This window comes from Bradyrhizobium sp. 2S1, from assembly GCF_011516625.5.
In the GTDB taxonomy this organism is placed as follows: domain Bacteria; phylum Pseudomonadota; class Alphaproteobacteria; order Rhizobiales; family Xanthobacteraceae; genus Bradyrhizobium; species Bradyrhizobium septentrionale.
The window spans coordinates 10408622-10427300 of the sequence record NZ_CP147717.1 but is presented as its reverse complement, the minus strand read 5'-3'; the positions used below and the strand labels follow the sequence as shown (position 1 = coordinate 10427300).

Below are 18679 nucleotides of genomic sequence, written 5' to 3'. Positions count from 1 at the left end.
GCTGCAGAACCCCGGGTCGCTCGGTTGCCAGCGGTGACAGAAGTAAGCCCGCCTCTTTATTCCGAGGATGCTCGCCTTATTTCGGGGCTTGAGGAGGTCCTCCGCAATGGAAGCAGCGCCGGCGCCCGCTGCCAGGGCTCGCTCAGGCACCTACCGCGGTTTTCCATTGGTTGATCTGACTGCGCCCACGCCGTCCGAATCACGCGACGATGCTAATTCTGTACGGCCGTTTCCGAGCACCTCCGCTGATGCTCAGATCGGGGCTTTAGATCCGACAGCCTCGTCTCACGGCCGCGGGCTGGTGCTCCAGGACACGGAATGGCTGGGCGACGAGCATATCGACAGGGATTGCCGGCTCCAGGAGCAGGATTTGCAGAGGTACCATCCAAATCTCGCCGCCCGGACGCGATTCGTGAATCCCCTCATCGTCCTAAATTATCTGCGCTCTGACCACGATGGCGTCGTGCGAACCGAATTCCAGCGCATCGTCGATGATGATAATGGTAATGATGCAGCCGACTTCCTGTTCCTGCCCGTGATTAATGCCGATCCTGAAGATCCTAATAGCCTCGGCAACCATTGGTCGCTGTTGTTCGTTGATCGCAGCGACCGGGGCCGGCCGGTCGCCTATCACTACGATTCCTACGGCGGACTCAACAACAAGGATGCAGAACATCTCGCAGGTCGGCTGGACCTCCGCCTGGAGCCAGCCGGCATGGCCCGGCAGCGGAACGGCTATGATTGCGGCGTCTTTGTCGTGGACGGCACGCGGGCGCTGGTTAGGCAATTGGAGCAAGGACGGGAACCACACCTGCTGAACTTCAGCGACCTCGTTGCCAATCGGCAGGCACTGCAGAACCGACTCAGGGGCTGATGTCGCCGTGCGCGGATAGCTCGTCGACGATGCCGCCAACGTCATCCTCTCCGCCGTCGGTTACAACTTCCGCCACATCCTCGCCTGGCTAAGGGCTCTTTGGTACCTCTTCCTGGCTGCCTTCTTCTCAGTCACCAGCCACCGCACACCACTCAAATCGGCTTCTTAACCGACGCGCCGCGACGACGACGATATTGAAGATCTACTCCGTCTCAACTTCCCCAAAAGCCGCAGCGCCGAAAACCCGGCCTGATATAACATAATCTCTCGTCCAGCAGCGAATCCACTGGCTCTCGTAGGGGCCGACTGATTCTATGCGAGATTCAATGTGACGAGAAAGTCGCGCTTACGTTCAAGCGGCACCAGCGGCAGTTGCGCATCCTGCGCAGCCGCCTGGGCCGGATCATCCGCGACATCCGCCGCAAGATCGAAGGCCAGGATGCGCTCGAAGAGGCGTTCGCACTCTCGTTGAGCCGGGCCACGCAGAACCGCTCGCAGCAGCAGCGCCCGCGCGGCTGGAAGCTGTATTCCTTCCATGCCCCCGAGGTGGAGTGCATCGGCAAGGGCAAGGCCAGCGCGCCTTACGAGTTCGGCGTGAAGGCTTCCATCGTCACCAACAACCGGCCTGCTCCCGGCGGCCAGTTCGTGCTGCACGCCAAGGCGCTGCCCGATAACCCTTACGACGGTCACACTCTGCGGGACGTCATCGACCGAACCGAGACACTCACCGACGTTGCCGGACGACATACACCAAGGCTCACCCGCGAGGCATGTTGGCGCCGTGCGAGGCATCGCAGTCGACATTCGCACCGCTGGTCGTGGAAAGCGCGTTGGAGGAGCGTCAGGTTCCGGCGATCAAGCTTGAGATCGCGATCGGCGATGTCGTGCTGCGGACGGACACAGCCATAGATGGCGAGCAGCTGTCCCGGGTGATCCGCGCAGTGCGAGCGTCACGATGATCGCGGCCGTTGCCGATCTGAAGATTTACATCGCGACGCGGCCGATCGACTTCCGCTGTGGCCACGATGGGCTTGCGGCGAAGGTGCAGGAGATGCTTCGTCTCGACCCGTTCAGCGGCGCAGCCTTCGTGTTCCGATCGAAACGAGCACAGCTCGTTTCATTGTACGTCCCTTTGTCAGATTCCGGGCAGACGGATCATCTTATCGTATTGATAATCAATGTAGTTTTTCGGTCGACGTTCGATCACGCGCTGCACCGCTATGCGTACTGCTTCCGAACTCAGCGTGTCGACGGGGACCAACCATTGCGAGCCCTTGATTGCTTGTGTTGCCGGCAAGATGCCCTTCAGAACCAGGCTCTTTGCAGATCCGACGCAAATTCCAAAGTGGACCGCAGCCTTCGCGAGGCTGATCATTTTGCCGTCGGATGACGCGGGGTCGTATTCGTGATAGGCTGGCGCTTTCCAGCTGAGCTTGTAGATTTGAACATTCCTCAGGACCACAGGCATTTTGATGTCGGCAGCGCGCAGCCAAAGAAAGACCTGCCGGGCGCTGCCGAGCTCGCGGAACTTCGTGAAGACGAGTCGAACCACTCCCGCCACATGTTCGTCGGGATCGATTTCGATCTTGCCGAGTTCACTCCAACAAAATCCGGGTGGTAGCATGAAGCGGTACTCGCCGCGCTGGGCCTTGGAGGCTCGAGCGGCGATTCCACGTTGGCGAAGCAGGCTCAGCTCATACTCCGACATCGTCCCCTTCAGTCCGAGAAGCTCAAGTGATGCCAGTCGCGTCCATTGCGCGCCAGCCGCGATGCCTCGATGCAATAGACGGTACCGACATCGCCCGAGCACACCATCGCCACAAGCCGCTCAAATCCGGGCCGCTGAGTGCTGCCGGAACCTGAGCGGCCAAGATCGTCGTCAATGACCGTCACCGACTTAAATCCGGTGGTTTCCGCGGCCTTTGCCAAGTCATATTGCCGCCGCTGGCTTTCGAGATTCCCCGTGACTTGGGACATTGTCGATTGGCGAACATAGACGACGGCGGTGCGGCTGAGGTGATCAGGCGTGATCTTGATACTCATGGTCACCTCCCGGCATCTGAGCGGTCTGGACGCCCGCCGCTTCCAGCAACAGATCAGCGAGCGCCTGGACCAGACCTTTGGGATTGGCGCTCAGCGGGTTCTGGGGAATCCGGTGACCCAGATCCAGACACAGCTGCATCGGCTCGCGATATTGGCTTTTTCTCCGCACGTCCCTTCTCCCTCTTCACCGAAGGACGGGATCGTGCGCTCGACGCCTGATTCGTTCCGAGAAGCTTCAGAACAACGGCAAGTTCGTTGAGCCCCTCAATACTGACCTGCGGCGGTCCAAGCGCCATGCCGGAGCGATAGCTTTTGTCAATCCAGTTGGGTACCTCACGACTAAACCCACGGCGTTCCTCCGTGTAGATGCACTTCAAATCCTTGCCGCGTCGGAACGGTGCGACTTGAAGCGTTCGTCCAAAAAGGGGATGCCACGGATATGCGATTGTCGCGCTTCGAAGACTGTATGCAGAATGTCGGGCGTTGGGCGGACCGGATCAAAATTTTGGTCTGGGATCGAACGGGCCTGGTGTTGGTGCACAAGCGTCTCGAAGGTTGCAAGTTCGTTTGGCCAACGATCGCAGACGGCGTGATGCGCATATCGCCGGCGATGTTCGCAGCCCTGTTCGAGGGGCTGGATTGGAGGTTGGTCCGCCCGGAAGAAGCGCGGCGTCCACAGGTCGCTGGATAACTGCGGCAGAATGACTCGGAAGCTATTTTGAACGTGGCACGCGCGGCGACGATGTGCTCGAAATAGCGCATGAGCATCGCGGCACTACGCGACGAAAATGAACAACTGAAAGCGCTTTTGGCGCAAACGCAAGCGGCCTTGAGCGAGCATCAGGCGGCGCTGGCGACGTCGGAAGAGTCGCGGCGTCGGTTGGAGTCATTCTCGGCGAATTGCGACGCGAGAAGTTCGGCGCGACGTCCGAGAAGCTGCGGCCAGATCAGTATCACTTACCGCTGGAAGACGTGGAGATCGCGCAAGGCATCCTGGACGCGGCGCAGGAGAGAGCCGAGGCTGTGATCAAGGGCCGATCGCGGAGCGTGCCGGATCAAGGTTCTCATCGCAATCGCGGCTGCTTGCCTGCCCATTTGCCGCGGGTGGAACGGATCATCGAGCTTGCGAGCACGCTCTGTCCGTGCGGTTGCGGCGCCATGACGAAGATCGGCGAGGACGTCAGCAAACGCCTCGACGTGATCCCGGCGCAATGGCGGTGTTGGTCACGCGCCGCCCGAAATACATCTGTCGCCACTGCTCGGGCCCTGTCGTGCAGGCGCGCGCACCGGAGCGCGTCGTGCCCAGCGGGCTGCCGACCGAAGCGGCCATTGCGCACGTGATCGTCTCCAAGTTTGGCGACCATACGCCGTTTTACCGTCAGGCCGAGATCTATGCGCGCCAGGGCATCCGGCTTGATCGGGCGACGCTGGGCAACTGGTCCGGCCGCGCCTGCTTCCATCTTCAGCCCATCGCGAACCACATGCGCCGCCGCCTGGCCATGGCGGATCGGCTGTTCATGGACGAAACCACGGCGCCGGTGCTCGATCCCGGGCGAGGCCAAACGAAGAAGGGCTACTTCTGGGCGATCGTCTCCGACGATCGAGGCCACAGCGGCCCAAGTCCGCCGATCGTGCTGTTCCGATATGCCCCCGGTCGCAGCGGTGCCTTTGCGGAGCAGTTCCTGGATGGCTTTTGCGGACGCTTCCTGCAGTGCGATGCCTATGAAGGTTATGACCGGCTAACCGAAGTCGCTCGACCGCAAGGGCCGTGGACGCTCGTGCATTGCTGGAGCCATTGCGCCGGCGCTTCGTCAAATTGGCCCGTAACACCAAATCGCCGATCGCCGAGGCCGCCGTTCGGCACATCGCACAACTTTACGCCATCGAAGCCATGGTCCGCGGCTCATCGCCGGACATCCGGCTGGCCGCGCGCAAGGAGCACTCGCTGCCCATCATAGCCGCGTTAAAGCCGTGGTTCGAGAAACGGATATCTGGCGCCCGGATTTGGGTGAACGAGTGCGCCCAACCGGCGCGAAATCCTACGTGGTGGTTTATAGGGCGGGCGCCGGCCGCGGGGCGCCCATGCGGCGTTACACTATCGCGGCGGTTGGAAAAATCGCGCCTGAGCGGGCTAGGGCCTGTTTGGAGTCATCTTGAATTTATCACAGCGGCGGTGAGATTGATCATGGCTTCGAAGCTGATATCTGTTTTGTCGGCTCGCATGGCGATCCGCTTGAATTCCTTGAGCTTGCAGAAGAAATTTTCGATCAGATGTCGCCATTTGTAGATTTCCGCGTCGATGGCGAGAGGTTTTGCGCGCCGCGGGTGCTGGGAGATGACGACCTTGGCGCCGCGTGCGTCGAGGTCGGCAATGATGGCGTTGCTGTCGAACGCCTTGTCGGCGATCATCGCATCGAAGGTCAGCCCTTCGATCAACGGCGGGACGCCGACCGTGTCGAAGCGCTGTCCTGGCAGCAGCACGAAACGCAGGAGATTGCCGAGCGCGTCGGTCAGTGCCAGGATTTTGGTGGTCATTCCGCCTTTCGAGCGGCCGATCGCCTGGTTTTGCGTCCCCCTTTTGCGCCCTGTCCGTGGCGGTGGACTTTGACGATGGTGGCATCAACCATGACGTACTCCATGTCCGGCTCGTCCGAGACCGCATCAAACATGCGCTTCCAGACGCCCGCCTTGGCCCAGTCGCGGAAGCGCGTGTACACGGTTATCCAGTTGCCGAAGGCGCGCGGCAGATCGCGCCACGGACTGCCCGTGCGCGCAATCCACAGCACGGCTTCGACAAACAGCCGGTTGTTATTGCCGCTCCGGCCGGGATCACCCGGCTTGCCAAGACAAAGCGGCTCCATCTTCGCCCATTGGGCATCAGTCAAAACGAATCGGTCCATCCCAAGCTTGAATCACAACCAAGCCAGGATGAGAATCCGGAATCCAAACAGGCCCTAGAACGCGCGCCAAGGTTATTTTGGGGGCTGTGGCACATGGGCACGATCCGGCGGGCCAGAAAACTACTGAGCGGGGAACGCCCACGGTGGCTGAATTGGTCGACCGTTTCATGGTTGACCACGTGCGAGCGAAACGCAAGGACGGGACGGCAGAGTTCTACCGGGACGTCTTGGACCGCATTGTTAAGCCGGCCTTGGGCACCGCTAAGGCCGACAAGCTGACGCGGGTACAGGTCAGCAAGCTGCACTCCTCGCTCGCCGAGACGCCCTTCCAGGCCAACCGTGTTTTAGCGGTGGTTGGTAGCATGTACGCCTTCGCAGCTCGGACCGACATCGTCGCCGAAGGCACCCATCCGGCGCGCGGCATCGAAAAATTTAAGGAAAGCCGCCGCGAACGTTTCCTGACTAGCGATGAACTTGAGCGCATTGGAGGTGCTATTCGGGAAGCGGAAACGGTCGGCATTGCTTGGACGGTGGATGAAACGAAACCTACTGCCAAACATGTCGCAAAGGAGAAGCGTTCTACCCGGATCGCACCGTCTGCCGCGGCCGCGCTGCGGCTCCTCCTATTTACCGGCTGCCGTTTGAGGGAAATCCTGCATCTGCGGTGGCAACATGTAGATATTGAGCGCGGCTGTTTGTTTCTGCCTGACAGCAAGAGTGGCCGAAAAACGGTCATTCTAAACGCGCCAGCCCTTTCTGTACTGAACAATCTAGCCCGTCCTATTCGTGAGAGTGCGTTTTTTTAGTCCGATTGATGTGGCCGCACATCTGCTCTGACGAGGCGCGCGGGATTGCCTTCGGCTTTTCACCGCCTGACGACCGGTACTTTGCAACGCGCTTGAGGTGTAGGTTGGGCGAACGGGGGGCGGACGCCCCGCCGGTCAAGGACCGAGCGGCAGCAGCGCGCCTGGCAAGCCGCGGATCAGGTCGGCTTCGGGACAGGCCGCGGCAAACGCAAGGCGAATGCGGCTCGTGGTCTCGACCACACGGGCAGCGAGTTTCAAGAGACGAAGACGCAGCGTCGCGAACTCGGCTGTGGCCAATTCCCGGGCTTTGGGAATCGCGTCGCGCACGGTCAGCATCAGCCAATAAGCGGCGGTGTGGAGAACGAGGCGGACTTGATTGGCGAGCGCCGAACGGCAGCTGGTGCGATCGGAGGCGAGCTGTGTCTTATGCAGCTTGATCAGATTCTCGGCTTGGCCGCGCGCGCAATACAGGCTGTCGTAGATCCACTCGGCCGAGCCGACATCGAGGCTGGTGACGACGAAACGGATGTCGAGGCCGAGCATCGTCGCCTCAATACGGGCGACGGTACGCCGTTCGCGATCCCAGGACTTGGCCTTGTGGCGCGTCTCGGTATAGCCACGCAGAACCGGCAGGTTCTCGATGGCGCGTCGCGTGCGGATGTCGTCGGCGGCCTCGTCGAGTTTTCTGGCGAGCGGCTTGGTGCCGGACAGACCGAAGATGTAGTCGATGCCGTTGGTCTCGCACCACGCCATTGCCTCCGGCCGGGCATAGTGCCCGTCGCCACGGAACGTAATTCGCGTGTTGTGCCACCGCGTCCGGATATGCCGGATCAGGCGGCGCAGGTGGGCACGCACCTCGACGCCGCCCGGCGTCTTGCCGGGCCGCAGCACGACCGCCACGGGCCGGCTCTTCTCCGTGTCGTAGACGTGGATCGGCAGGAAGCAGCGTTCGTCATAATGAGCGTTGAACAGCGAGAGCTGCTGATGGCCGTGGACGACATCGCAGGTATCATCGATGTCGAGCGTGACGGATGCCGGCTCGCGCGGGTAGCTATCCATCCATGCGTCGACCAAAGTGTAGGTCAGTCGGATCACGTCGCGCAGGCGCGGAGCATTCTCCAGCCGCGACAGCGTCGGTTGGGAACACAGATCGCGACCCGTGTCCGGCAGCCGTCCGCAGGCCAGCTTGAATGCGGGATCGGACCGCAGATGATCGAGGTCGTCGGCGTCCTCGTAGCCGCAGCAGATCGCGAACATGCGCGCGCGGAACATATCGACAAGGCTGTGCACGACCCGCGTCGGATCGCGCCGATCCGGGAACACCCGGGCCAGATTGTCGGCCAAGCCGAGACGCCGCTCGGCCATCGCCAGAAGCATCACGCCCCCGTTCGAGGTCAGCCGACCGCCATCGAAGGCAGCTGTGACTTTCTTGGCGTGAACGGCTGGAAACGAGAAGGGCAGAATCGTATCGTCGGTCATGGCGGGCGTGGCGTTCGCGGTTGAGGTGATGGGGTTGGCTTCGCAACCGAATCCTACGCCGCATTAGCGCTTTACACCACGCTCGCCAGCCTCTCAGGCGCCCTCTGACGAATAAGACGGGCTAGAGTGGATTGGGCCCTATGTCGTTCCCGGCGACGACCCGGAAATGCCACGCCACGATCTGAAACGGCCGTGGGGTGCCATCACCAAAAGGGCCGGCCTAACCGGTGTTCGGCTTCACGACTTGCGGCACACCTACGCAAGTTTCGGTGCTGGTAGCGGGCTAGGATTGCCAATCATTGGCCGGCTGCTTGGCCACACGCAAGCGGTCACTACGGCGCGGTACGCACACCTTGACAATGATCCGCTTCGGCGAGCATCAGAATCAATTGCAGGCCAAATTGCAGCGGCATTAGACGGCAAACGGCCGCCCACGGTGACGCCCTTTCGACGCAAGGCCGCTCGATGGAAGATGCACAGCTACAACTAGACGGCGTCAGACCCCTTAATTCGTTATTCGCCTCTCAAAGCAGGCCGGCGCACGGACTTCGCTGCGCACCGAGTAGGGAGCAATACCGAAAGGGTGAAGCCTTTAAAATATGCCAGCTATTAGGCTACGATGAGACGACCGGCGTAACCGCGGCGAATAAAAAGTGGAAACCAAGGCTCGCCATCAACAACGCCCGGGCACCATAACGCAGTGAACGTAGAGGTTGAAACGTTCCATAGCGTGACTGTACGGCCTTCTGAGTTTCCGTAGCCGAGCGCGTTTTTAACTAAAATTGTGAGCCAAAATTCCACGCCATGGCTCATTTTTGACTCGTCCGGCGCAGTAGGCGCAGCGCTGCCAACAGCGCGGTGAAGAGCATCGTTAACAGCAGGATTGCGACGGTGGCTTCGCGGATGTCGTGGACCTGCCAGCCATACCCTCTGGCGTCCACGGCTTCGCCTGTCTGTCCCATTACCCAGGGTACGATGTGAGTAAGGCCGGCGCCTACATAGAACAGGATACCGATCGCCGGCAGCTTGAGGCTCAGCTTTGAATACGGCCGGAGGTCGCTGCGGCGCAGGTAGAGCGCGAAGACCTGGAAAATCAGCCATGAGGTGAGAAGCCAGCCAACATAGTTGGTAAGAGGAACACCGAACACACCGCCGCCGTTGTGCCATATCCAGACCTTGGCGATAGTTGCGTTGGGGGCATCTATCACAAGGTCCCATTGAGTCATCACGAACGCCGCGACGACGGGCAGGGCGATCAAGTTGAAAGGACGATCGAGCTGATGGTCGGCGCCATCAAGCAGAACAGACGCGACCGTCCACGAAAAATAGCCCGCGCCGAACCACAGGGGTCCGACGACGATCGGAATGAGGCCGACATGCGGTAGACCCGCACCGACCTCAAAATGATAGACGCCGAATGGAAAGCCCGTGGCGGTGCCGAGGTTCTCCATCGCAAACGAAATTGCATTGCAAGCAACGAACAGGATCAAGGCGCGTCGCGCCCCATAAGCAAGGGCGGCGTGGGCTAGTGCGCAGGCAATGAAAACTACCGCGAGCGCTTGCGCGAACGGAGTTGGATTCCAGGAAAACCCGATTGCGGCAGCAAGAATACCAGCGACGAACAGCCAAAGCACGGTATCCTGCTGCGCGGCGTGTCGACTGCGCGCCACGTTGTCTGGTGTCATTGTGTGTGATCCGTTGAGCGAGCGATCAATGGCAACGTTATTGGCTCATTTTCAACACTGCAATCTGCGTGGATCGGACTACGAGCTGCGATGTCCAGTTAGCGTACGGCCGTGCATTTCCCGTGCCAGGGCACGACCTCACTGCTAAACAATTGATTTTATTAGCGTAAAAAGCAGGCCCGCAGCCTTCACACGGGAGAGGTCCAAGGTTCGATCCCTTGTGCGTCCACCATTTCCTCTTCCTTCAGCAGATCGATCAGCGCAGCGGTGGTCTGACCGCCGTTCGCCCCGCATTCCCCTCATTGCCGGCGGCGGTGCGGTGCCGATGGCGGCTTGGCGGTGCGCCGGCTGAGTTCGCCGAGCAGATCGCGAACGGCGCCGTCGAGTTCGTCGGGCGGAGTGGCGTAATCGGCCTGTTGCGTGCCGGTCGGCCGATACCGGCCGCGCGCGGAGATGTCGTCATTGGCGGCCCGCGCCTTCGGCGCGTGAACGCGCGGCGGTGACCGGCGCCGGCGGCGCGAGATCAACTCGCGGACGCCATATCCCGATGCGAACCCGATCCCGGCGACGAGAACGACAATCAGAAGCTCCAGCATCGTGCTGTCCCCAATCACCTTGCCGCAATGCAATAAGCGCGACAATGCGGCAGGGGCTTGACCGGGCCGGTTCCTTTTCACGGTATCGAACAGAACGCCGCCCCCACGGAGTCCTACGGTGTTTTATTCGCGAGCCTCCTCGGCTACCTTCCCGGAACTCGCGGAGGCCGGGACGTCTCGATGCGCAAGGGCAATGACTACATTCTGAAGCTGCGGCCGTGGTCGTTGTCGACGTTCGTGGTCGCCCTGCTGGCCGTGGTGCTGGCCACTGCGACCCAGGAGATGTTCGCGAGCTTCGGCATGCAGTTCTATTTTTTTATCGGAATCTATGTCCTCCATTGAAGTTTGGATGGCGCCCATTCCAGCTTCTCGCAAAAAGTTCGCGAAATCCCCAGAAAGCTGCGCGGCGTGCTCGTGCGCCTTGATCGGCTCCGCAAACTTCAGTCCATCAAATGAAAGCGACGTTCCGACGAACGAGACATCCACAGCCTCGGGCTGAAGCTCGCGCAGGGTCTGGTCATCACCGAGGCCTACTATTGGGATCTCAACGACCGCACTCGCGCCTTCGGCAAGCGCTTCTTCGAGCGCATGAAGCGGATGCCGACGATGAACCAGGCAGCGACCTACAACGCCACCCTGCACTACCTCAACGCGGTGAAGGCCGCCGGAACCAAGGAGACCAAGCCGGTGCTGCCCCCGCGTCGGCAACCGACAGGGCCTTCATCGAGAGTTCACCGACGACCATCGGCTGCGCAGAAATTAGCGATCTTGATCGCAATTCTCAAGACGCGTTCTCCTCTTCGGCGCCGTCGGCGCTCGATGCCGATCCCGACAAGACGGTGCGCTGTTTGCGCGGGGCCGTTTGAAGGAAGCCAAAGGAAGCCAGAAGGTGGTTTGAGCATATTGGCTGGAACGTCCCGCCCCAAAACGAACGGGGCCGACGGATACTCCAGTGGGGCGCCGATCATGCTTGCCTCGCCTCGCCGGGTAACCCGATGCGATCGGTGCGCCGTTGGTGCCGATGCTGGGCACCCTGGTTGACGCGAGAGCAATTGGAAGCGGTCGTTGCGGACACGAAGAGCAGCAACAAGCTGTGGACTCCGGACCAGTGCGCGACTGCTCATAGTACCCATTCGCGACCGTCAAGCCTTCGGCTTCCGGTTCATCGGAGCCTGCGACGACCCGAACTACAAAGTTCGGCTCGAGCTGAAGCGAGTAAAGTACGCCACCTATTCGCGTAACTACCGAAAGAGGAACGGCACGGGCGCCAAGAGAGCTGGCTCCGCAAATTCGGACAGTAGCTTGAGTGGATTTTCTGCCTGACAGCGGCGAGGATTCTTGCCGCGAATCAGGAGCGAAGATGACGAAGAAGAGCCGCCGGATGCATTCTCCGGCATTCAAGGCGAAGGTTGCTTTGGCTGCGGTCAAAGGCGACAAGACGCTGGCGGAGCTGGCGCAACTGTTTGATGTTCATCCGAACCAGATCACGATCTGGAAAAACCAGCTCCTGGAAGGCGCCGCCGGCGTGTTTGGGCATGACAAGGCGTCGGCCGAGACGCCGGTCGATTTGAAGGCGTTACATGCCAAGATCGGCGAGCTGGCGTTGGAAAACGATTTTTTGTCCGGCGCGCTCACCAAGGCGGGCCTGCTGAGCGCAAAGCGATGATCGACCGCGGTCATGATCTTTCTATCGTGCGCCAGGCGAAGGTCCTGAAGCTGGCTCGCAGCACGGTCTACTATGAACCTCGGCCAGTTTCGGCCGAGGACCTTGCCTTGATGCGTCGGCTCGATGAGCTGCATCTCGATTATCCCTTCGCGGGAGCGCGTATGCAGCGATCGTTGCTGCGGCGGGAGGGCGTATACGCCGGTCGCCGCCACATCGCGACGCTGATGAAGCGCATGGGGATCGAGGCGGTCTATCGTCGCCCGAACACGAGTAAGCCGGCACCGGGTCACAAGATCTACCCGTACCTGTTGCGCGGATTGAAGATCGAGCGGCCCGACCAGGCGTGGGCAATGGACATCACCTACATTCCGATGCGGCGTGGCTTCGTCTATCTCGCGGCGGTCGTCGATGTGTTCAGCCGACGGGTCCTGGCCCATCGCGTCTCGATCACAATGGAGGCGGCCTTCTGCGTCGAAGCGGTCCAGGAGGCGTTGGCGAAGCACGGCAGGCCCGAGATTTTCAACACGGACCAGGGCAGCCAGTTCACCAGCCTCGAGTTCACCGATGTGCTGCTGGACGCGAAGATCGCCATCAGCATGGACGGCAAGGGCGCCTGGCGCGACAACGTGTTTGTCGAGCGGCTCTGGCGCACGGTCAAATACGAAGAAGTTTATCTCCGCGCCTACGACAGCGTGTCCGAGGCGCGAGCGTCAATTGCCAAGTATCTGGCCTTCTACAATCAGGGACGCCCTCACTCGAGCCTTGACGGGCGCACGCCCGACGAGGCTTACTTCGGCACGCAAGCTATGGTGATGGCCGCATGACCGTCGCCGACGATTTTGTCGTCGCTCTGGTCGGGCTACGCCCTCCCGACGCAACGACAAAATCGTAAGGCCCCGCGTTCAGCATAACCCGGCAGGAATCCACTTAAATCCCGCGGGGCGCTGTCCAAACAACCGGCGCCAGCTCTCTGATCTCTGATTGGATAGGACCGGGGGGTTCGGTTTTCCTTTCTCCCGGTCCGCTGGCTCCCGGCCCCGTGGCCTCATCCAGCGCGGGGCCGGGGACGCTCTCAGTGGCGCAACTGAGGGCCTCATTGCTTTGTTATCTGGGTATGCGCCGGTTGATCGCATGCCCCACAGAAGAAGGTGTTACCGAATTCCAAGCGACTCACTTTAAAGCCCGCAGGAATGGCCTCCACCCTAAAATCAAAGGCTCCCTTTGGGGCCTTCGAAAGACGGGCAGCCCCTGACATTCCACAGTTCGGGCATGGAACTAGCTCGGTCCACTGATCGCTGCGTTGCATCGTGTAGACTCTTCACTGGCGGACAAAGCGCGCGGCGCGACGGTTGTCTGATCGTAAAAGAGGTCGCCAACTGAGGCGGCCTCAGTGCACGATGAAGGCACCCGTAAGCATCACCGCGATAAGCAGAGTGCCGCCGAAAATAGCGATGCCAAGACTGACGCGTGCTGGGATTGAATATGAATCGAAATGGGGTTGTTCGATCATGCCACGCTCCCTTGTCGCTGGGCGGGGAGCGCGAACGCTCTCAGTCACCGGTAGACGCCGTTACAGGGCGGTGATGGCCGACGGTTGGAACAGCCGACGTTCCAAGGCTGGTCAATATTGCTCACGTGCCAAAAGAAATTGACGTGTCGTTAGCGAATTGGGGCGTTCCCGGATTCAAATTGGGAAAAATTGAACCAAGCCCTGATACCGTGGAAAAAGGCCGCCAACTGGGGCGGCCTTCGACTTCTGTCAGATTGTGCATATTGCCCGGAGGGACCAAGACGTTCGTAAGCGTGGGGCGATCCTTCCAATTACCCACAATTTGCGCTCGATATAGACGGACGCGTCCGAGGCGAAATCTTGAATCGGCAGAATCTGTTGTGATTCATTGTTGAGCACCTGATTCGGAGGCGTGGGGTGCTCGATGGGCTTGGTGAGGGAACGCGCGGAGGGGCGTGCTCGGCGATTGACCACCGGTATCGAGACGTGGGTTGATCGGGAAGTTGCGGGATGCGAGTTTAAGGATGAGCGGCTTGGCCGCCGGTTCGGCAAACTGCTCGCCCAGATCGGGAGCGACATGGGTCAAAGCATCCCGCTGGTTTGTCAGGACTGGGACAACACGAAGGCCGCCTATCGCTTCTTCTCCAACGAACGGGTCAACGAGGCGGATATTCTTTGCGGTCACTTTGAGGCGACGCACGGGCGCGTAACGACGACGGAGGGACCGATCCTCGTCCTCCATGACACGAAGGAATTCAGCTTCAAGCGCGAGAAGCCGGATCTGATTGGCTTTACGGGTAAGACGGCAGAGCGCACGCAGTGCGGCATCTTGATGCATTCGAGCCTCGCCGTGACGACCGAGGGGCTTCCGCTCGGTCTGGCGGCAATCAAGTTCTGGACACGCAAGAAATTCAAGGGGACGACGGCGCTGAAGCGAAAGATCAATCCGACACGGGTTCCGATCGAGCAGACGGAGAGCATCCGCTGGCTGGAGAATTTACGGCAATCGACCGACCTTCTCGCTGCCCCTGGACGATGCGTTCATATCGGTGATCGCGAGAGCGACATCTATGAGCTGTTTTGCCTAGCCGATAAGGTTGGAACGCATTTCCTGCTGCGAACCTGTGTTGATCGGCTTGCCGGGGGCGGTGATCATACAATTGCCGACGAAATGGACGAGGTTACGGTCAAAGGCCTACATCGGATCAAGGTCAAGGACGACAAAGGCGATCCGGATGACGCGCTTCTCGAAATTCGTTTCCGCAAGCTTCGAGTTCTGCCGCCGATCGGCAAGCAGAAGAAATATCCCGCACTCACTCTGACGGTGATTCATGCTCAAGAGCGGGGAAAGCCGAAGCGGCGACAGAAGATCGAGTGGAAGCTCCTCCTCACCGATCTTCCGGTCCAATCGCGAAAAGACGCCATCGAGAAGATCGAATGGTACGCGTTGAGGTGGAAGATCGAAGTCTTCCATAAGATCCTCAAATCGGGCTGCAAGGCGGAGGAGTCGAAATTGCGAACAGCTGAGCGTCTGGTCAATCTGATCGCGGTTTTCTGCATTGTGAGTTGGCGGGTCTTCTGGATGACGATGCTCAATCGTTCCTCCCCGAATGCCCTACCGCAAACGGCGCTGACAGATCCTGAAATCAGGCTTCTTGATCATTTGGTGAAAGACAGGGGGGGCGACCGCTCTCGACGAAGCACGCTCTCGCACTATGTCATCAAGATCGCGCGGCTCGGAGGATACTTGGCCCGAGCCAACGATCCGCCTCCAGGAAATACCGTGATCTGGCGCGGACTATCGCGGCTGACCGACATCGAACTGGGAGCCGAGATCGAAGCAAAAATTATGGGTAATTGAAAGATCGGCTTCGCGCTTACACATGATTCGGCGCTCGCGCATTTGAACCTCCTCCGAATTGATGGACACCTGTAGTAGGCTCGAAGAGCCAGGAGAGGTGTTGGATGGAAGGACGTCAGCGTAGGTCGTTTACGGACGACTATAAGCGGCAAGCGGTCGATCTGGTCGCTTCGAGTGGCCGCTCGATCGGATCGGTGGCCAAGGAACTTGGCCTGCGCGATTCAGTTTTGCGGCGCTGGGTGGAACTACGTGGAACTGGGCGAGAGCCGACGGCTGCGGCGCGGCGCCCCACAACGCAAGCGACGCTGCCGTCGGCGGACCACGCGGCGGAGATCGCTCGTCTGCAGCGAGAGAACGAGCGGCTGCGCATGGAGCGCGACATTTTAAAAAAGTCGATCGCGATCTTTGCTGGGGGGCCGAAATGAGATTCCGCTTCATCGAAGATCGCCGCGCCGACTATCCTGTGACGATCCTGTGCGACGTGCTCGGTGTCTCGCCGGCCGGCTATTATGCTTGGCGCTCCCGGCCGGAGAGCCAGCGATCGGTCGCCAACCGTGAGCTTGTCGACGACATCAAGCGCGTCCATCGCGAGACAAACGGACGCTACGGCAGCCCGCGTATCCATGTCGAATTGAAGGCCCAGGGCCGCGGGGCGAGCCGTGGCCGCATCGAGCGGCTGATGCGCCATCACGGTATCACGGCCATCATGGCACGGCCTCGCCGGGTGCGGACGACCGATAGCCGTCACGACCTCCCGATCGCGGCGAACCTGCTCGAGCGCAACTTCACCGCCACTGCGCCGAACCGGATCTGGCTCGCCGATATCACCTACATCGAGACCGATCAGGGTTGGCTCTATCTGGCCACCGTCATGGATTTGTACAGCCGCAGGATCGTCGGCTGGGCGATGGCGGATCATTTGCGTGCCGAGCTGCCGCTGGCAGCCTTGCGGATGGCCGTCTCAGCGCAGCGGCCTGGCGCCGGTCTGATCCATCATTCCGATCGCGGCGTCCAATACGCATCGGCGGAATACCGCAAGGTCGTGCAATCTGCCGGCTTGAGGGCATCGATGAGCCGCAAGGCCGACTGCTATGACAATGCTCCAATGGAGAGCTTCTTTCACACGCTCAAAATCGAGCTCGTCTACCACACTCACTATGCAACACGCGCAGAGGCCACACGTGATATCTTTGCTTACATTGAAGGCTTCTACAATCGAACTCGTCGTCACTCCGCCATCGGCTATGTCAGTCCGATCGAGATGGAGCTAAAAGCAGCTTAACCTTGTCCATTTTTTCGGGGGAAGATCAATTCGCACGAAGCAAGCGCTGTCCCTATCACGCGCCGCTAACTTCAACGGCCACCGCCTCAGCATGCGGGGCTGCGCCCCGGGGAAGGCCACGATCGCAAAACATTCGTCAGTGGATCGTCGATCTCATCGGGCTGACGCAGTGGGACAATGTTGCTATGCTCGTTCATGGCGTATCGCTCTCCTTGAGAGAGGTTCTGGCAGGCTCGACACTCGCCTCGATACGCCGCCTATCTCATTCCGTCATCACCCAGGTTCCCGCATAGCTCACGCTGCCTGAGCGGCTCAGCTTGGCGCTTACGCCCCATTGCGGAAATGGTCGGTTTTAAGGGCGCGCGCCGTAAACCTTCGTATCGTTCCGTGGCCCCCTTGGATGCCCGACGATTACCTACGTTCAATTGAGTCTCTGATCGCAATCGTCCTAGGCTGCATGCGTTGGAAAAGCGGACAGGCTCATGAAGTAGGAGGTGAAAACGGACGATCGACGAACAGGGACGATAATACCAAGAGGAGACTACAATGCCCAATTGCTCCGATAATCTTGGATCTGGCAGAGCCGCGCGATGCGCAGTTTGTGATGGCACGTGTGGTCTCGTCCGGTACTACTCATGGCGCCCCATTTGTTCCAAGTAGTGTTTCGATCGCTTCAGAACGCGCCGGGCAAGTGACCGCGGTTGGCTACCCTGGCGCCACATCGCCTTAGACCAGGCGCCTGAGAACCGCGCGAGGGCTCTGTGATGTTCCAGACACAAGGAGAGCCGCGTCGCATGACCATTTTCACCGGATTGCTGTTCGAGATGATCTCCTTGTCCTGGGGGACGATGTGGAGCGCGCTGGCGGTAGGCTATGCGGTGATTGGCTTGGATGGCCAAGTTTATCTGACAGATGCGGGCGCGGAATACCTAGCGTGGGCGGGAGCTTCAGCTTACAACGAGGCAAGGAATACTTACAAACCGCATAGACTTTGCTCCGCGCTGCCCAAACCATGACCGACCGAGCGATTGCGGGTCAGCTTAAAGCCCTAGCTGACGACTACCAGTGGCGAGCTGAGAAAGCGTCGCGTGTTGATGCTGCCAAAGCACTGGTTCGCTCACCTGCCAGCGCTGAACGCGATGCCCGTGGGGTCTCGTGGAGTAACGGCGTGTCTGGGCGTGAGCCTCAGGCCGATGCAAATTTGATTTCGGCGTTTGCGTTGACGATCGGCGGCGCGTTGGGTGCCGGCCTCCCGATGGCGTTCCTGATTATTTGGCTCTGCTCCTGAAATGTCCCCTGACAGCGCCGCACCATGCCAGCGGGTTGTTGCCAAAGTCGAAACTTGCCTCGCCGAGAGCCTGCACGTTGCCACGCTGGGTGAATGTGTGATCCTTGCCATAGGCGAACATGACGCCGCGCGCATAGGCGCCGTCCGCATAGACACGGGTCCCGGGCAGGATTGTTATCGAATTGTTTCCGCCATTGACACGGATGCCAGCGCCCCGGGCTCCGCCTGAAAGCAGGTCGGCGCGCTGAACCACGGTGTTGCTACTGCCATAAACGTGCAATCCTAGTCCGAGCGTGGCCGTGTTGTAGGTATTCGCGAGATAGGCGGTGCCGTCAGCGTTACGGGCGAAGAAGGGGTCATCATTCACCAGAGTCTGGCCGTTGCCGTAGATGGAGTAACTGAAGAAATTGCGCTGATCGATGATGTAGCCGAGATCCTGCAACGTTGCGATCTCCGCCTCCATCAGATAGGTGTAGTTCCGGTATCTCTGGTGGCTCATCAAACTGTTCTTAAGCTCGGTATGCGACGCGAACGGTATATCCGGCTGACCATTCTCCCTCATCGCTCGCACCGGAATGCCGGGCATGGCCACCGGCTAGCACTTCATTCACATGCTTCCCGGCGAAATAGCCTTGATCGTGCCGCAGATCAAAAACCTCGTCAGCTGGCGAGTTCGCGCAGCCGGAACA

19 protein-coding genes and 6 pseudogenes are annotated in these 18679 nt (G+C 60.1%); 16 read left to right on the top strand and 9 right to left on the bottom strand.

The annotated features are described in order from the left end of the window. Positions 1-106: 106 nt before the first annotated feature. From HAP54_RS49565 to tnpB (HAP54_RS52735), 4 genes and pseudogenes are all read left to right on the top strand, one after another. Positions 107-874 (top strand): Ulp1 family isopeptidase, encoded by a 768-nt coding sequence (locus HAP54_RS49565; RefSeq protein ID WP_224741456.1) that lies wholly within the window; start codon positions 107-109, stop codon positions 872-874. A 28-nt stretch (positions 875-902) separates the two neighbouring features. Continuing rightward, positions 903-1043, top strand: a pseudogene (locus tag HAP54_RS49560) (IS5/IS1182 family transposase); the annotation flags it as partial. Positions 1044-1216: 173 nt separating this feature from the next. Further along, a pseudogene (locus HAP54_RS49555) lies at positions 1217-1603 on the top strand (IS5/IS1182 family transposase); the annotation flags it as partial. Between the two features lie 226 nt (positions 1604-1829). After that, positions 1830-2264 carry an IS66 family insertion sequence element accessory protein TnpB gene (gene tnpB, locus HAP54_RS52735; protein ID WP_166208685.1) on the top strand — a complete coding sequence of 145 codons (435 nt, stop codon included), beginning with the start codon at positions 1830-1832 and terminating at the stop codon, positions 2262-2264. Between the two features lie 15 nt (positions 2265-2279). On the opposite strand, the pseudogene HAP54_RS49550 reads toward tnpB (HAP54_RS52735), so the two are convergent. Both HAP54_RS49550 and HAP54_RS49545 read right to left on the bottom strand, forming a co-directional pair. Beyond that, positions 2280-2917, bottom strand: a pseudogene (locus HAP54_RS49550) (recombinase family protein); the annotation flags it as partial. Continuing rightward, the gene (locus HAP54_RS49545) at positions 2895-3086 is read right to left on the bottom strand and encodes a hypothetical protein (protein ID WP_165128171.1); all 192 of its coding nucleotides are present in this window, start codon (positions 3084-3086) and stop codon (positions 2895-2897) included. The pseudogene HAP54_RS49550 and the gene HAP54_RS49545, both read right to left, overlap by 23 nt. Before the next feature lie 297 nt (positions 3087-3383). Here HAP54_RS49545 and tnpB (HAP54_RS49540) point away from each other — a divergent pair, with 297 nt between their 5' ends. The 4 genes and pseudogenes from tnpB (HAP54_RS49540) to HAP54_RS49525 all read left to right on the top strand — a co-directional run bounded on the left by tnpB (HAP54_RS49540) (position 3384) and on the right by HAP54_RS49525 (position 5204). Continuing rightward, positions 3384-3608, top strand: a complete 225-nt coding sequence (tnpB, locus tag HAP54_RS49540; RefSeq protein ID WP_166298335.1) for an IS66 family insertion sequence element accessory protein TnpB — start codon at positions 3384-3386, stop codon at positions 3606-3608. A gap of 209 nt (positions 3609-3817) precedes the next feature. Continuing rightward, positions 3818-4096: pseudogene (locus HAP54_RS49535) on the top strand (IS66 family transposase); the annotation flags it as partial. Next, the gene (gene tnpC / locus HAP54_RS49530; protein ID WP_339156815.1) at positions 4060-4875 is read left to right on the top strand and encodes an IS66 family transposase; all 816 of its coding nucleotides are present in this window, start codon (positions 4060-4062) and stop codon (positions 4873-4875) included. The pseudogene HAP54_RS49535 and the gene tnpC, both read left to right, overlap by 37 nt. Continuing rightward, positions 4758-5204, top strand: coding sequence for an IS66 family transposase (locus HAP54_RS49525; RefSeq protein WP_339156947.1), 447 nt, complete (start codon positions 4758-4760; stop codon positions 5202-5204). The genes tnpC and HAP54_RS49525 overlap by 118 nt, the downstream gene beginning before the upstream one ends. Here HAP54_RS49525 and HAP54_RS49520 read toward each other — a convergent pair. Next, positions 5135-5778, bottom strand: a pseudogene (locus HAP54_RS49520) (IS5 family transposase); the annotation flags it as partial. The gene HAP54_RS49525 and the pseudogene HAP54_RS49520 overlap by 70 nt on opposite strands. Positions 5779-5960: 182 nt before the next feature. Here HAP54_RS49520 and HAP54_RS49515 point away from each other — a divergent pair. Continuing rightward, positions 5961-6623: a tyrosine-type recombinase/integrase gene (locus tag HAP54_RS49515; protein ID WP_175619339.1), complete on the top strand. Its 663-nt coding sequence runs from the start codon at positions 5961-5963 to the stop codon at positions 6621-6623. A gap of 135 nt (positions 6624-6758) precedes the next feature. Here HAP54_RS49515 and HAP54_RS49510 read toward each other — a convergent pair whose 3' ends face one another. Beyond that, the gene (locus HAP54_RS49510) at positions 6759-8102 is read right to left on the bottom strand and encodes an IS1380-like element ISBdi2 family transposase (protein ID WP_166204320.1); all 1344 of its coding nucleotides are present in this window, start codon (positions 8100-8102) and stop codon (positions 6759-6761) included. Positions 8103-8268: 166 nt separating this feature from the next. On the opposite strand from HAP54_RS49510, the gene HAP54_RS49505 reads away from it, so the two are divergent. Next, entirely contained in the window at positions 8269-8592 is a 324-nt protein-coding gene (locus HAP54_RS49505) for a tyrosine-type recombinase/integrase (RefSeq protein ID WP_166298334.1), read from the top strand. A 119-nt stretch (positions 8593-8711) separates the two neighbouring features. Here HAP54_RS49505 and HAP54_RS52830 read toward each other — a convergent pair whose 3' ends face one another. The 3 genes from HAP54_RS52830 to HAP54_RS49495 form a co-directional block, all read right to left on the bottom strand. Further along, the gene (locus tag HAP54_RS52830) at positions 8712-8915 is read right to left on the bottom strand and encodes a phosphoribosyltransferase-like protein (RefSeq protein WP_420869819.1); all 204 of its coding nucleotides are present in this window, start codon (positions 8913-8915) and stop codon (positions 8712-8714) included. Further along, entirely contained in the window at positions 8912-9787 is an 876-nt protein-coding gene (locus HAP54_RS49500; protein ID WP_165128177.1) for a carotenoid biosynthesis protein, read from the bottom strand. Before HAP54_RS49500 ends, HAP54_RS52830 begins: the two co-directional genes overlap by 4 nt. A 299-nt stretch (positions 9788-10086) precedes the next feature. Continuing rightward, complete coding sequence (locus HAP54_RS49495; RefSeq protein ID WP_166298333.1) at positions 10087-10383, bottom strand: hypothetical protein; 297 nt, start codon at positions 10381-10383, stop codon at positions 10087-10089. A 180-nt stretch (positions 10384-10563) separates the two neighbouring features. On the opposite strand from HAP54_RS49495, the gene HAP54_RS49490 reads away from it, so the two are divergent. The 3 genes and pseudogenes from HAP54_RS49490 (at position 10564) to HAP54_RS49480 (ending at position 12873) form a co-directional block, all read left to right on the top strand. Then, positions 10564-10725 (top strand): hypothetical protein, encoded by a 162-nt coding sequence (locus HAP54_RS49490; protein ID WP_224496621.1) that lies wholly within the window; start codon positions 10564-10566, stop codon positions 10723-10725. 135 nt (positions 10726-10860) lie between these two features. Next, a pseudogene (locus tag HAP54_RS49485) lies at positions 10861-11091 on the top strand (ABC transporter substrate-binding protein); the annotation flags it as partial. A gap of 652 nt (positions 11092-11743) precedes the next feature. Continuing rightward, positions 11744-12873 (top strand): IS3-like element ISRj2 family transposase gene (locus tag HAP54_RS49480; protein ID WP_166204126.1). Its coding sequence is split into 2 segments (ribosomal slippage): positions 11744-11996 and positions 11996-12873, totalling 1131 coding nucleotides; the frame shifts between segments, so codons are not numbered across the junction. A gap of 563 nt (positions 12874-13436) precedes the next feature. On the opposite strand, the gene HAP54_RS49475 is transcribed toward HAP54_RS49480, so the two are convergent. Further along, positions 13437-13559, bottom strand: a complete 123-nt coding sequence (locus tag HAP54_RS49475; protein WP_256434664.1) for a hypothetical protein — start codon at positions 13557-13559, stop codon at positions 13437-13439. 466 nt (positions 13560-14025) lie between these two features. On the opposite strand from HAP54_RS49475, the gene HAP54_RS49470 reads away from it, so the two are divergent. The 3 genes from HAP54_RS49470 (at position 14026) to HAP54_RS49460 (ending at position 17718) form a co-directional block, all read left to right on the top strand. Then, positions 14026-15420: an IS4 family transposase gene (locus tag HAP54_RS49470; RefSeq protein WP_283843115.1), complete on the top strand. Its 1395-nt coding sequence runs from the start codon at positions 14026-14028 to the stop codon at positions 15418-15420. 104 nt (positions 15421-15524) lie between these two features. Next, positions 15525-16702 (top strand): IS3 family transposase gene (locus HAP54_RS49465; RefSeq protein ID WP_414646176.1). Its coding sequence is split into 2 segments (ribosomal slippage): positions 15525-15816 and positions 15816-16702, totalling 1179 coding nucleotides; the frame shifts between segments, so codons are not numbered across the junction. A gap of 794 nt (positions 16703-17496) precedes the next feature. Further along, positions 17497-17718, top strand: a complete 222-nt coding sequence (locus HAP54_RS49460) for a hypothetical protein (RefSeq protein ID WP_029085002.1) — start codon at positions 17497-17499, stop codon at positions 17716-17718. 252 nt (positions 17719-17970) lie between these two features. On the opposite strand, the gene HAP54_RS49455 is transcribed toward HAP54_RS49460, so the two are convergent. After that, positions 17971-18582 carry a hypothetical protein gene (locus HAP54_RS49455; RefSeq protein WP_224741458.1) on the bottom strand — a complete coding sequence of 204 codons (612 nt, stop codon included), beginning with the start codon at positions 18580-18582 and terminating at the stop codon, positions 17971-17973. Positions 18583-18679 lie beyond the last annotated feature (97 nt).

What these genes read in the sequence shown, in the direction of transcription:
- HAP54_RS49565 (WP_224741456.1), top strand. Translation starts at nt 107, where the DNA reads ATGGAAGCAGCGCCGGCGCCCGCTGCCAGGGCTCGCTCAGGCACCTAC.
- tnpB (WP_166208685.1), top strand. Translation starts at nt 1,830, where the DNA reads ATGATCGCGGCCGTTGCCGATCTGAAGATTTACATCGCGACGCGGCCG.
- tnpB (WP_166298335.1), top strand. Translation starts at nt 3,384, where the DNA reads ATGCAGAATGTCGGGCGTTGGGCGGACCGGATCAAAATTTTGGTCTGG.
- HAP54_RS49510 (WP_166204320.1), bottom strand. Translation starts at nt 8,102, where the DNA reads ATGACCGACGATACGATTCTGCCCTTCTCGTTTCCAGCCGTTCACGCC.
- HAP54_RS49505 (WP_166298334.1), top strand. Translation starts at nt 8,269, where the DNA reads ATGCCACGCCACGATCTGAAACGGCCGTGGGGTGCCATCACCAAAAGG.
- HAP54_RS52830 (WP_420869819.1), bottom strand. Translation starts at nt 8,915, where the DNA reads ATGAGCCATGGCGTGGAATTTTGGCTCACAATTTTAGTTAAAAACGCG.
- HAP54_RS49500 (WP_165128177.1), bottom strand. Translation starts at nt 9,787, where the DNA reads ATGACACCAGACAACGTGGCGCGCAGTCGACACGCCGCGCAGCAGGAT.
- HAP54_RS49495 (WP_166298333.1), bottom strand. Translation starts at nt 10,383, where the DNA reads ATGCTGGAGCTTCTGATTGTCGTTCTCGTCGCCGGGATCGGGTTCGCA.
- HAP54_RS49490 (WP_224496621.1), top strand. Translation starts at nt 10,564, where the DNA reads ATGCGCAAGGGCAATGACTACATTCTGAAGCTGCGGCCGTGGTCGTTG.
- HAP54_RS49475 (WP_256434664.1), bottom strand. Translation starts at nt 13,559, where the DNA reads ATGATCGAACAACCCCATTTCGATTCATATTCAATCCCAGCACGCGTC.
- HAP54_RS49460 (WP_029085002.1), top strand. Translation starts at nt 17,497, where the DNA reads ATGACCATTTTCACCGGATTGCTGTTCGAGATGATCTCCTTGTCCTGG.